This is a genomic window from Pseudomonas sp. GD03858 (assembly GCF_029840925.1).
Lineage (GTDB): Bacteria > Pseudomonadota > Gammaproteobacteria > Pseudomonadales > Pseudomonadaceae > Aquipseudomonas.
In genome coordinates, this window is the sequence record NZ_JAOCDM010000149.1 from 1 (window position 1) to 10,853 (window position 10,853).

The window sequence follows — 10,853 nt, forward strand, 5'->3', positions numbered from 1 at the left end:
CCTCAAAGGCCTGCTGGCCTACTCGACCATCAGCCACCTGGGCCTGATCACCCTGCTGCTGGGCCTGAACAGCCCGCTGGCCGCCGTCGCCGCGGTGTTCCATATCCTCAACCACGCCACCTTCAAGGCCTCGCTGTTCATGGCTGCCGGCATCATCGACCACGAGAGCGGCACCCGCGACATCCGCCGCCTCAGTGGCCTGTTCCGCCTGGTGCCCTTCACCGCGACCCTGGCCATGGTCGCCAGCGCGTCGATGGCCGGCGTCCCTTTGATGAACGGTTTCCTGTCGAAGGAAATGTTTTTCGCCGAGACGGTATTCATCACCTCGACCGCCTGGGTCGAGGCGGCCCTGCCGGTGATCGCCACCCTCGCCGGGACGTTCAGCGTGGCCTATGCGCTGCGCTTTACCGTCGACGTGTTCTTCGGCCCGAGCGCCCAGGACCTGCCCCACACCCCGCACGAGCCGCCACGCTGGATGCGCGCGCCGGTCGAGTTGCTGGTACTCACCTGCCTGGTGGTCGGCATCTTCCCGGCGCAGTCGGTGGGCCCGCTGCTGGCCGCTGCCGCGACGCCGGTGGTAGGCGGTACCCTGCCCGAGTACAGCCTGGCCATCTGGCATGGCTGGAATGCGCCGCTGATCATGAGCCTGATCGCCATGACCGGTGGCATCGTCCTCTACCTGCTGCTGCGCAGGCAGCTGCAGCGCGGACGGTTCCCCTATCCACCGCTGATCGAGCGCTTCAATGGCAAGCGCCTGTTCGAGCATGGCCTGGTGCGCCTGATGCTGCTGGCCCGTCGCATCGAACGCCTGCTGACCACCCGCCGCCTGCAGAAGCAGCTGTTCATGCTGGTGCTGGCGGCGTTCCTCGCGGGCCTCATACCCTTGCTGTTCAGCGGCCTGAGCTGGGGTGATCGACCAAAGATCCCTGGGTCCGGCGTGTTCGTCGCGCTGTGGCTGATCGCCATCGCCTGCGCCCTCGGCGCCGCCTACCAGGCCAAGTACCACCGTCTTGCCGCGCTGATCATGGTCGGTGTCTGCGGGCTGATGACCTGCATCACCTTCGTCTGGTTCTCCGCCCCGGACCTGGCGCTGACCCAGCTGGCCGTCGAGGTGGTGACCACCGTGCTGATCCTGCTTGGTCTGCGCTGGCTGCCACGACGCATCGAGGGCGTCTCACCGCTGCCTGGCAGTCAGGATCACGCTCGCCTGCGCCGCCTGCGCGACCTGGTGCTGGCCGTGCTGGTGGGCGCCGGCATGGCCATGCTGTCGTACGCCATGCTGACCCGCCCGACACCGAACGACATCTCCTCGTTCTACCTCAGCCGCGCCCTGCCGCAGGGCGGCGGGACCAACACGGTCAACGTGATGCTGGTGGACTTCCGCGGCTTCGACACGCTTGGCGAGATCACCGTGCTGGTGGCCGTCGCGCTCAGCGTTTTCGCACTGCTGCGCCGCTTCCGCCCGCCCAAGGAGAGCATGCAGTTGCCCGCGCAACAGCGCCTGCTGGCCCCGGATGTGGTCACCGACCTGGTCAACCCTCGCCATGCCACCGACACCGCCCTGGGCTTCATGATGGTGCCCGCGGCCTTGGTGCGCCTGTTGTTGCCGATCGCCCTGGTGGTGTCGATGTATCTGTTCATGCGTGGCCACAACCAGCCCGGCGGCGGCTTCGTCGCCGGCCTGGTGATGTCGGTGGCGTTCATCCTGCAGTACATGGTTGCCGGCACCCAGTGGGTAGAGGCCCAGATGAGCCTGCGCCCACTACGCTGGATGGGCACCGGCCTGCTCTGCGCCACGCTTACCGGCGTCGGCGCGATGCTGCTGGGCTATCCGTTCCTGACCACCCATACCGCCCACCTGCACTTGCCGCTGCTGGGTGACGTGCACGTGGCCAGCGCGCTGTTCTTCGACATCGGCGTGTACACCGTGGTGGTCGGCTCGACCCTGCTCATCCTCACCGCGCTGGCACACCAGTCGGTCCGCGCCTACCGCCCCGGCAATCCCGCCAAGTCCAGCCGAGCAGGAGCCGTCTGATGGAAGAAGTCATTGCAGTCGCCATCGGCGTCCTGGCCGCATCGGGGGTCTGGCTGATCCTGCGTCCGCGTACCTATCAGGTGATCATGGGCCTGTGCCTGCTGTCGTACGGCGTCAACCTGTTCATCTTCAGCATGGGCAGCCTGTTCATCGGCAAGGAGCCGATCATCAAGGACGGCGTGCCCCAGGACCTGCTGCACTACACCGACCCACTGCCCCAGGCACTGGTACTGACCGCCATCGTCATCAGCTTCGCCATGACCGCGCTGTTCCTGGTGGTGCTGCTGGCATCGCGCGGCCTGACCGGTACCGACCACGTGGATGGCCGGGAGCGTGACGAATGAGCGGCATGAGTCAACTGATCATCGCCCCGATCCTGCTGCCGCTGCTGACCGCGGCGCTGATGCTGCTGATCGGCGAAAAGCACCGCTGGCTGAAAGCCCGCCTCAACCTGCTCTCCACCTTTGCCGGCCTGGCCATCGCCGTCACGCTGCTGATGTGGGTGCGCACCCAGGGCCAGGCCGAATCCATCGGCGTCTACCTGCCCGGCAACTGGCCGGCGCCGTTCGGCATCGTACTGGTGGTGGATCACCTCTCGGCGCTGCTGCTCACCCTCACCGGCATCGTCGGCAGCTGCGCCCTGCTGTTCGCCCGGGCACGCTGGGATGGCGCCGGGGCGAGCTTCCATGCGCTGTACCAGATCCAGCTGATGGGCTTGTACGGCGCATTCCTCACGGCCGACCTGTTCAACCTCTTCGTGTTCTTCGAAGTGCTGCTGGCGGCATCCTACGGCCTGTTGCTGCACGGTTCGGGCAAGGCACGGGTCAAGGCCGGGCTGCACTACATCGCCATCAACCTGTTCGCCTCGTCACTGTTCCTGGTAGGCGCAGCCATGCTCTACGGCGTGACCGGCACCCTGAACATGGCTGACCTGGCCTTGAAGGTGCCACTGGTGCCGGAGGCCGATCGCGGCCTGCTGCATGCCGGCGCGGCGATCCTGGCGATTGCCTTCCTGGCCAAGGCCGGCATCTGGCCGCTGAACTTCTGGCTGGTACCGGCCTATGCATCGGCCAGCGCGCCAGTGGCCGCGCTGTTCGCGATCATGACCAAGGTCGGCCTGTATGCCGTGCTGCGCCTATGGAGCCTGTTGTTTTCCGGCCAGGCCGGTGCCTCGGCGCACTACGGTGGCGAGTGGCTGGTGTATGGCGGACTGGCGACGCTCGCCGTGGCCGCGGTTTCCATCCTCGCCGCGCAACGCCTGGAACGCCTGGCGGCCCTGAGCATCCTGGTCTCGGCCGGCACGCTGATGGCCTCCATCGGTTTCGGTCAGCCCGTGCTCACCGGCGCCGCACTGTTCTACCTGGCGAGCTCGACCCTGGCCTTGTGCGCCTTGTTCCTGCTAGCCGAACTGATCGAGCGCTCACGCTCGGCCAACGAAGCGCCGCTGGAGGACGAAGAAGATGCGATGCCGCCGCCCCTGGAATCGCTCCACCCTCCCAAAGGCATCAACCTGGACGACGAGCAACAGATAGTGATCGGCCAGATCATTCCCTGGACCATGGCCTTTCTGGGCCTGAGCTTCATCGCCTGCGCCCTGCTGATCATCGGCATGCCACCGCTGTCGGGCTTCATCGGCAAGCTCAACCTGATCAGCGCGCTGTTCAATCCGCAAGGCATGGGCGTTGCGCCCGAGCAACCACTGGGGACGGCGGGCTGGACCCTGATCGCATTGCTGGTGCTCTCCGGCATGGCCTCGCTGATCGCCTTCGGCCGGGTCGGCATCCAGCGCTTCTGGAAACCCGAAGAGCGCCCCTCGCCGGTGCTGCGTCGCTACGAGGGGGTGCCCATCGTCATCCTGCTGGGCCTGTGCGTTTTCCTCAGCCTCAAGGCGGAGCCGCTGCTGCGCTATACCCAGGACACCGCGGCCAGCCTGCAGGCCCCTGACAACTACATCCGCGCGGTGATGGCCGCTCAGGCCCTGCCCGGCCCGACTACCGCAGGCATGGAGGCGCAGCCATGAAGCGACTGTTCCCCGCCCCGCTGCTATCTGTTTCACTGTTCGCGCTCTGGCTGCTGCTCAATCTGTCGGTCAGCCCGGGAAACCTGCTGTTCGGCGCCGCGCTGGGCATCCTGGCGCCCTTGCTGATGGCACCGCTGCGGCCACAGCACGCCCATGTGCGCCGCCCTCTGGCGATCGCCCGGCTGATCGTCCGCGTCGGCGTCGACGTGATCCACTCCAACCTGCTGGTCGCGCGTTCCGTGCTGCGCGCCGGCAGCAGGCCGCCACGCTCGGCCTTCGTGCACATCCCGTTGGCCCTGCGTGATGCCCATGGCCTTGCGGCCTTGTCGATGATCACCACGGTGGTGCCAGGCACGGTCTGGTCGGAGCTGGCGCTGGACCGCAGCGTCCTGCTGCTGCACGTCTTCGACCTGGACGACGAAGCCGCGTTCATCGATCACTTCAAGCACACCTATGAACGTCCGCTGATGGAGATCTTCGAATGAGCGGCCTGCTTGCCTACGCCGTCCTCGCCAGCCTGTTCATCTTCGCCATCGCCATGGGCCTGGCACTGATCCGGCTGTTCCGCGGACCCTCCGCCCAGGACCGTGTACTGGCCCTGGACTACCTGTACATTCTGGGCATGCTGATGATGCTGGTGCTGGGAATCCGCTATGCCAGCGACACCTATTTCGAGGGCGCGCTGCTGATCGCCCTGTTTGGCTTCGTCGGCTCCTTTGCCCTGGCCAAGTTCCTTCTGCGTGGCGAGGTGATCGAATGAGCGAAACCATCGAACTGCCCTTCTGGCTGGAGCTGGCGGTATCCACCCTGCTGTTGCTCGGTAGCCTGTTTGCCCTGATTGGCGCCATTGGCCTGGTACGCCTGAAGGACTACTTCCAGCGCATGCACCCTCCCGCGCTGGCCTCGACCATTGGCGCCTGGTGCGTCGCGCTGGCCTCGATCCTGTATTTTTCCGCGCTCAAGCAAAGCCCGGTGCTGCACGCCTGGCTGATCCCGATCCTGCTGTCGATCACCGTGCCGGTGACCACCCTGCTGCTGGCCAGGGCCGCGCTGTTTCGCAAGCGCACCTCGGGCGAGGACGTACCGGAAGAAGTCAGCAGCGGGCGTGATCGCGGTAACTGAAAAACAGCTGCAAGCTGCAAGCTGCAAGCTGCAAGCTGCAAGCTGCAAGCTGCAAGCTGCAAGCTGCAAGCTGCAAGCTGCAAGCTGCAAGCTGCAAGCTGCAAGAATATAGCGTCCGCGGATGTCTGACATTTCTTGCAGCTTGCAGCTGAAGGCTTAGAGCTGCCCTTTCTGGCTCAGGCGCTGCAGTTCGCGTCGCACCATGGCGACGAAGGGCGGTGGGCTCATCTGGTAGAGCTCGCCGGCCACCCAGGCCAGCCAGGCGCCTTGCAATTCACTTCGGCGCGCCAAGAGGCGCTCGGCCTGCTCAAGCGCGCGGGCCTGATGCTCACGGTGGAAATCGGCCCGCGAGGCGGGCTCCCGCTCGTCACTCACTCGCTGGCCTTGAAAGTGGTCAGCTCACCCTTGCGCCATTTGGCAGCCTTGCCGGTGACGGCCTTGAGCAACTTGCCCAGGCCTTCCTGCACTTGTTGCTGGGCTGCAAACACCAGCATCACGCCGTGCCCTTCGCGGAACACGATGGCTTCCCCCTCCGCCACCGAAACGAAAGCGTAGTCGCCCTGGCCGTAGACATTGAGCTTGATCTCGCGAAAGCGCAGCTCAAGCTTGCCACCTTCCCGGCTGGGCAGCACCGCGGCACGAAAATGGTCGCCGACCTTCAACTCCAGGCGCTGCTTGTCATCGACCACCATCGCACTGTCGGTATCGATCTCGGCCATGTACAAGCCTTCGGCATTCTGTTCGGTCACGTAGATGAAACGCCCCTGGAAAAGCTTGACCAACTTGGCCCGCAGGTCGCCCAGGGTAAACAACGCATGGGGGTCGAGTGTACTGACTGCCAATGAAGAGTTCCTCACATCAATTGCCACTGGCCACATCCCGGACGCCTGTGCGGGTCAGGTAGCAGCCACTTCAAGTAAACGTCCCAAGGACTGTGAAAACAGGTTACGGAGCATCTGCGCGCCAGGCGCGGGCAACAACCGGGAAACGATTCACTCGGCCACGGCCAATGGCTGCGAAGTATGCTTCGACCAATTTCCATAAAAGGAATCCGTAATGCCTGACAGCAAAGATGTCAGGAAGGATGCGATCGATAAGGCCGGCCCCTTCACTAAAAAGGGCAGCGCCCTTCATGCGCACATTACAAGGAAGCGAATATGCACGAAAACCATGAAATCCGTCGAGTGCCACGAAGCATTTGCCACCCCGATGACTGCATCGGCATGCCCCGTTTCATCGTCATCCCCGCCGGCATCGCCTTCTATCATGTGGTCGAACGCGCCACCGGCAGGACCAGGGGATTCCGCCAGCGCCACGCGGACGCCTGCGCACTGGCTCGCGCCTTCGAACGCTGAAGCCCCCTCAGGCCGCCTTGCTCGCGGCCACCTGCGCTTGCCACGCGGCCTGGCACTCGAGCGCCTCGTCACGGCTGGCAAAGGCTGTGCCGCGGCGCTCGCCGTCGACCAGCACCACCCAGCACAAGCGCTTGCCCAACGCCTGCAGCGATGCAGGCACACCGCTACCGATCATCACCGCCACATCGATTCGGCTATTCATCATCCCCTCCGGAATTTAATTAGCAACCTAACGAAGTTGGCATGATACGCCTTGCCAAGGCAGGAAAACAGCATCTGTCGGCATTGCTGTGTTGCAGCAACGGCAACAAACGCCCTCAGTCCAGCCCTGGCTCAGGTCGGTAGCCCAGGCGCAAGCCACCCCAGTGTCGTCCCTGGACGAAGATCGGCACGGACAGATCGTGCATCAACTCGCCAGTATCACGGGTGTAGGTCTGCAGCAGCAGTCGCTGCTGATGGCTGCCACAGCGGCTGCCGGTACGATCGTCGAACATGCGCTTGCTGCGATTGTGCGCGGTGTCGTGCACGGGGTCGCCCGTCAACGGCTGGTTGAAAGCAGCGTTGTGGGTGGGCACATAGCCCTGCTCGGTGCAGGCGATGGCGTACACCAGGCCATCGTGCAGCAGCAACGGCTCCTGGATCTGCGGCAATACGCTATCAGTGTAGTGATCGAAGCGCGTAGTAAAACGGGGTGGCTGCTGGTTGGCAACGGGTTGGTAACGACGATCGAACAAATCCTCCAGGCCGATGCGCCCCTGATCGATATCCGTTTCGAAGCGTTCGCCGATCTGCCGCGCGGCCGCCTCGGCCAGCTCGAACACACGCTGGTGATAGGCGTCCAGCCCAACCTCGGCCAGGCGCTCGCTGAGCCCCTCGACCTGTCCCTCCATCTGCACCGCGGTCCTGGCCAGGCGCCGGGTCTGCTGGTCGCTGACCGCCAGGTCGCTGCGTACCTGGGCCACGGCCTGGAACAAGGTGTCGAGCTGGGCCTGGTTGGTTTGCGTGCCCACGGCGATCTCGCGCACCTGATCCTCGACGCCTGCGGCGAGCCTGGCGATCTGGGTCAGCTGCTCGCCGGTCTGCTCGACCTGCTCGACGCCATGGCCCAGGTCCTCGGCCAACTCGCGGATCTGCGCCACCACCTGGGCGGTGCGCACCTGAATATCGGTCACCAGTTGCCCCACTTCCTCGGTGGCGCTGGCGGTGCGTCCGGCCAGTCCACGCACCTCGTCCGCGACCACCGCGAAACCACGACCGTGCTCCCCTGCCCGCGCCGCCTCGATGGCGGCGTTGAGCGCCAGGAGATTGGTCTGGCTGGCAATGGTCTGGATCACCAGCGTAACCCGCGCGATGGCCTCGCTGCGCTGGTGCAGCGCCTCGATCAGTTCACGGCTGCTCATGGCCCGTTCGCTCAGGCCACGCATGCGGCGGATCGATTCGGCAAGCACCTCGCTCCCCGAGACGCTGCTGCCATGGGCCGCACGTGCCGCCTCCAGCGCCTGCTGGCTCAAGCGTGCCGCAGTCTGTTCGGTGGCGATCATGACCTCGGCGCTGCCGACGATCTCCTGCGCGGCCCCCAGCTGTGACTGCACGCGCGCCGCAAGCTGTTGTACCGAATGCGCCACCGAGGCGGCCGACAGTGCATTGTGGCTGGTGCCACGTGCCAGCTCCTGAAACAGCTCGCGGTCCTGGGCCGGCGCCGACGCCTGAACGGGCGGTCGCGATCGCCGACCAGAGGGCAGCCATAGCACCAGCAATGCTAGTGGCAAAGCGAAGTACAGTGCCAGCCCGGCAAACGCCACAGCCGTGAGCACCGCGCACAGCGCGACGCCCCGCAGCAAGGCAACTGCCTGGGCAGGTATGGAGAGCGGCTTTTCGTCAGCCGAGAGAGATCCTTCTCGCATCATCGTCGTGGTCCATCCGCATGTCGTTCTTGTGCCGCCATTAAACGCCACTATAACGCCATTATCCACGCTCACCTGAAAGCAAGGCGGTCACGCTTGATGCAAGGCAATAAAACACGAAGGCCCCAGGGATCGCTCCGTGGGGCCTTGCGCAAGGCGTCGAATCAGATCTGCCGCTGGTGGCGGTCGAGCTGCTCGTGACGCTCCTGGGCTTCGATGCAGTACTTGGTGGTCGGGCTGATCAGCAGGCGCTTCAGGCCGATCGGCTCACCGCTGTCGTCGCACCAGCCGAAACTTTCGTCGGCGATACGGTCCAGGGCCATCTCCAGCTGCGGCAGCAGGCGCTGGTCACGATCGATGGCGTTGACCAGCCAGGTGCGCTCTTCCTCGACCGACGCCACGTCAGCGGGATCCGATGGGGTATCCAGGCTTTCGATGGAATTGCGGCTGAGTTCGATGCGCTCGTGGGTTTCGACTTTCATCGCCTGCAGCAACGCGGTGAAGTACGCGAGCTGCTCGGCGTTCATGTAGTCATCGGCCGACATGGCCAGCAACTGTTCCTTGGTCATCGACTTCTCTATGAAAAATGTGCATTTGGGCGATTCAGGTGCTGCCGACGTCATATCGTCGATAGCGAAATTCTTCAAGCGCCAACCGGCACTCTTTTACAGGGGGCGGCAGTCTAAGGTGCCAGGCGACGGCGGGCAACAGAAATGACGGAGGAATTGACCGAAATGGGCAGGAATCCGCCCATTGGTGGCGTATCGCACGCTACAGGCACGCGGATCTGGCGCTGCCAGGCAATATGCCGCAACAAATACCTTGCCACGAGCGTCAGGGCGACGCTTCACCCGTTCGGCAGAACACCGTGCGGGCGCAGCCTGGCTGCGCCCTTGTCCATCAACGGTCCTTGAATTGCGCTTCGCGCTTGGCAATGAAGGCTGCCATGCCTTCTTTCTGGTCTTCGGTAGCGAACGCTGCGTGGAACACCCGGCGCTCGAAGCGCACCCCCTCGCTCAAAGTGACCTCGAAGGCGCGGTTGACGCTTTCCTTGACCATCATGCTCACCGGGATCGACTTGCTGGCGATGGCCGCAGCCACTTTCAGCGCCTCTTCAACCAGTTCGGCCTGCGGCACGATGCGCGCGACCAGGCCAGCGCGCTCGGCTTCCTCGGCGCCCATCAGGCGACCGGTCAGGCACAACTCCATGGCCTTGGCTTTGCCGACGGCACGAGTCAGGCGCTGGGTACCGCCCATGCCCGGCAGCACGCCAAGATTGATCTCCGGCTGGCCGAACTTGGCGTTGTCGGCGGCCAGGATGAAGTCGCACATCATCGCCAGCTCGCAGCCACCGCCCAGGGCGAAGCCGGACACCGCGGCGATGATCGGCTTGCGCCGGTTGGCGATGCGATCGGCGTCGCTGAACAGGTCATCGACATAGATCTGCGGATATTGCAGCTCGGCCATTTCCTTGATGTCGGCGCCGGCGGCGAAGGCCTTGGCGGAACCTGTCAGCACCACGCAGCCGATGTTCGGGTCACGCTCCAACTGGTCCAGGGCCTGGTTGATCTCGCCGACGATCTGCGCGTTCAGGGCGTTGAGCGCCTGCGGGCGGTTGAGCGTGATCAGGCCGACCTTGCCGTGGATGTCCAACAGGATGGTTTCGAATGCCATGCAGACTGCTCCTTCAAAGATTGCGCGCAATGACCATGCGCTGAATGTCGCTGGTGCCTTCGTAGATCTGGCAGACCCGTACATCGCGGTAGATCCGCTCCAGCGGGAAGTCGCTCAGATAGCCATAACCGCCCAGGGTCTGCAAGGCATGCGAACAGACCTTTTCGGCCATTTCCGAGGCGAAAAGCTTGGCCATCGAGGCTTCCACCAGCGCCGGGCGCCCGGCGTCGCGCAGAGCGGCGGCGTGCAGCACCATCTGCCGGGCCACGGCGATCTGCGTCGCCATGTCGGCCAGGCGAAAAGCCACGGCCTGGTGCTCGACCAAGGGCTTGCCGAAGGTCTGTCGCTCATTGGCGTAGTCGCGGGCCACCTCGAAGGCGGCGCGGGCCATGCCCACCGACTGCGAGGCGATGCCGATACGCCCGCCTTCGAGGTTGGCCAGGGCAATCTTGTAGCCCTGCCCTTCTTCACCCAGGCGATTGGCCACTGGCACGCGCAGGTTGTCGAAGACGATCTGGCAGGTGTCGGAGGCATGCTGGCCGAGCTTGTCCTCGACCCGCGCCACCTGGTAGCCCGGCGAATCGGTGGGCACGATGAAGGCCGTGATGCCGCGCTTGCCGGCGTCCGGATCGGTGACAGCGAAAACGATCACCACCCCGGCGTTCTGCCCGGAGGTGATGAACTGCTTGCTGCCGTTGAGCACGTAGTGATCGCCATCCAGGCGAGCGCGGGTCTTCAGGCTG

General features: G+C 64.6%; 13 protein-coding genes and 1 pseudogene. 7 read left to right on the forward strand and 7 right to left on the reverse strand.

The features are described 5' to 3' along the window. The 6 genes from mbhE to N5D48_RS24315 form a co-directional block, all read left to right on the forward strand. Positions 1-2,035: hydrogen gas-evolving membrane-bound hydrogenase subunit E (gene mbhE / locus N5D48_RS24290; RefSeq protein WP_279888557.1), on the forward strand; the 2,035-nt coding region annotated here is incomplete at its 5' end. Further along, positions 2,035-2,379, forward strand: coding sequence for a Na+/H+ antiporter subunit C (locus N5D48_RS24295; RefSeq protein WP_013971840.1), 345 nt, complete (start codon positions 2,035-2,037; stop codon positions 2,377-2,379). The genes mbhE and N5D48_RS24295, both read left to right, overlap by 1 nt. Continuing rightward, positions 2,376-4,055, forward strand: a complete 1,680-nt coding sequence (locus N5D48_RS24300) for a monovalent cation/H+ antiporter subunit D (protein ID WP_279888559.1) — start codon at positions 2,376-2,378, stop codon at positions 4,053-4,055. Before N5D48_RS24295 ends, N5D48_RS24300 begins: the two co-directional genes overlap by 4 nt. After that, positions 4,052-4,540 carry a Na+/H+ antiporter subunit E gene (locus N5D48_RS24305; protein WP_279888561.1) on the forward strand — a complete coding sequence of 163 codons (489 nt, stop codon included), beginning with the start codon at positions 4,052-4,054 and terminating at the stop codon, positions 4,538-4,540. The genes N5D48_RS24300 and N5D48_RS24305 overlap by 4 nt, the downstream gene beginning before the upstream one ends. Further along, on the forward strand, positions 4,537-4,815 hold the full coding sequence (locus tag N5D48_RS24310; RefSeq protein ID WP_279888564.1) for a K+/H+ antiporter subunit F: 279 nt from the start codon (positions 4,537-4,539) through the stop codon (positions 4,813-4,815). The genes N5D48_RS24305 and N5D48_RS24310 overlap by 4 nt, the downstream gene beginning before the upstream one ends. Next, positions 4,812-5,177 (forward strand): Na+/H+ antiporter subunit G, encoded by a 366-nt coding sequence (locus N5D48_RS24315; RefSeq protein ID WP_279888566.1) that lies wholly within the window; start codon positions 4,812-4,814, stop codon positions 5,175-5,177. The genes N5D48_RS24310 and N5D48_RS24315 overlap by 4 nt, the downstream gene beginning before the upstream one ends. Before the next feature lie 156 nt (positions 5,178-5,333). On the opposite strand, the gene N5D48_RS24320 is transcribed toward N5D48_RS24315, so the two are convergent. Next, entirely contained in the window at positions 5,334-5,552 is a 219-nt protein-coding gene (locus tag N5D48_RS24320) for a hypothetical protein (protein ID WP_279888568.1), read from the reverse strand. After that, positions 5,549-6,019 carry a hypothetical protein gene (locus N5D48_RS24325; protein ID WP_279888569.1) on the reverse strand — a complete coding sequence of 157 codons (471 nt, stop codon included), beginning with the start codon at positions 6,017-6,019 and terminating at the stop codon, positions 5,549-5,551. The genes N5D48_RS24320 and N5D48_RS24325 overlap by 4 nt, the downstream gene beginning before the upstream one ends. A 315-nt stretch (positions 6,020-6,334) precedes the next feature. Here N5D48_RS24325 and N5D48_RS24330 point away from each other — a divergent pair, with 315 nt between their 5' ends. After that, complete coding sequence (locus tag N5D48_RS24330) at positions 6,335-6,532, forward strand: hypothetical protein (protein ID WP_279888574.1); 198 nt, start codon at positions 6,335-6,337, stop codon at positions 6,530-6,532. A gap of 7 nt (positions 6,533-6,539) precedes the next feature. On the opposite strand, the gene N5D48_RS24335 is transcribed toward N5D48_RS24330, so the two are convergent. The 5 genes and pseudogenes from N5D48_RS24335 to N5D48_RS24355 all read right to left on the reverse strand — a co-directional run. Further along, a complete protein-coding gene (locus N5D48_RS24335; RefSeq protein WP_279888570.1) occupies positions 6,540-6,734 on the reverse strand; it encodes a hypothetical protein in 195 nt (64 codons plus the stop codon). Between the two features lie 115 nt (positions 6,735-6,849). Next, positions 6,850-8,439 carry a methyl-accepting chemotaxis protein gene (locus N5D48_RS24340; protein ID WP_279888572.1) on the reverse strand — a complete coding sequence of 530 codons (1,590 nt, stop codon included), beginning with the start codon at positions 8,437-8,439 and terminating at the stop codon, positions 6,850-6,852. Positions 8,440-8,600: 161 nt separating this feature from the next. Beyond that, a complete protein-coding gene (locus tag N5D48_RS24345) occupies positions 8,601-9,005 on the reverse strand; it encodes a TraR/DksA family transcriptional regulator (protein ID WP_110738762.1) in 405 nt (134 codons plus the stop codon). A gap of 331 nt (positions 9,006-9,336) precedes the next feature. Continuing rightward, positions 9,337-10,110 (reverse strand): enoyl-CoA hydratase, encoded by a 774-nt coding sequence (locus tag N5D48_RS24350; protein ID WP_014591720.1) that lies wholly within the window; start codon positions 10,108-10,110, stop codon positions 9,337-9,339. 13 nt (positions 10,111-10,123) lie between these two features. Beyond that, positions 10,124-10,853 (reverse strand): annotated as a pseudogene (locus tag N5D48_RS24355) (acyl-CoA dehydrogenase); the annotation flags it as partial.

Excerpts from the sequence above, each read along its gene's own strand:
- N5D48_RS24295 (WP_013971840.1), top strand. The coding sequence starts at position 2,035 with ATGGAAGAAGTCATTGCAGTCGCCATCGGCGTCCTGGCCGCATCGGGG.
- N5D48_RS24300 (WP_279888559.1), top strand. The coding sequence starts at position 2,376 with ATGAGCGGCATGAGTCAACTGATCATCGCCCCGATCCTGCTGCCGCTG.
- N5D48_RS24305 (WP_279888561.1), top strand. The coding sequence starts at position 4,052 with ATGAAGCGACTGTTCCCCGCCCCGCTGCTATCTGTTTCACTGTTCGCG.
- N5D48_RS24310 (WP_279888564.1), top strand. The coding sequence starts at position 4,537 with ATGAGCGGCCTGCTTGCCTACGCCGTCCTCGCCAGCCTGTTCATCTTC.
- N5D48_RS24315 (WP_279888566.1), top strand. The coding sequence starts at position 4,812 with ATGAGCGAAACCATCGAACTGCCCTTCTGGCTGGAGCTGGCGGTATCC.
- N5D48_RS24330 (WP_279888574.1), top strand. The coding sequence starts at position 6,335 with ATGCACGAAAACCATGAAATCCGTCGAGTGCCACGAAGCATTTGCCAC.
- N5D48_RS24335 (WP_279888570.1), bottom strand. The coding sequence starts at position 6,734 with ATGAATAGCCGAATCGATGTGGCGGTGATGATCGGTAGCGGTGTGCCT.
- N5D48_RS24340 (WP_279888572.1), bottom strand. The coding sequence starts at position 8,439 with ATGATGCGAGAAGGATCTCTCTCGGCTGACGAAAAGCCGCTCTCCATA.
- N5D48_RS24345 (WP_110738762.1), bottom strand. The coding sequence starts at position 9,005 with ATGACCAAGGAACAGTTGCTGGCCATGTCGGCCGATGACTACATGAAC.
- N5D48_RS24350 (WP_014591720.1), bottom strand. The coding sequence starts at position 10,110 with ATGGCATTCGAAACCATCCTGTTGGACATCCACGGCAAGGTCGGCCTG.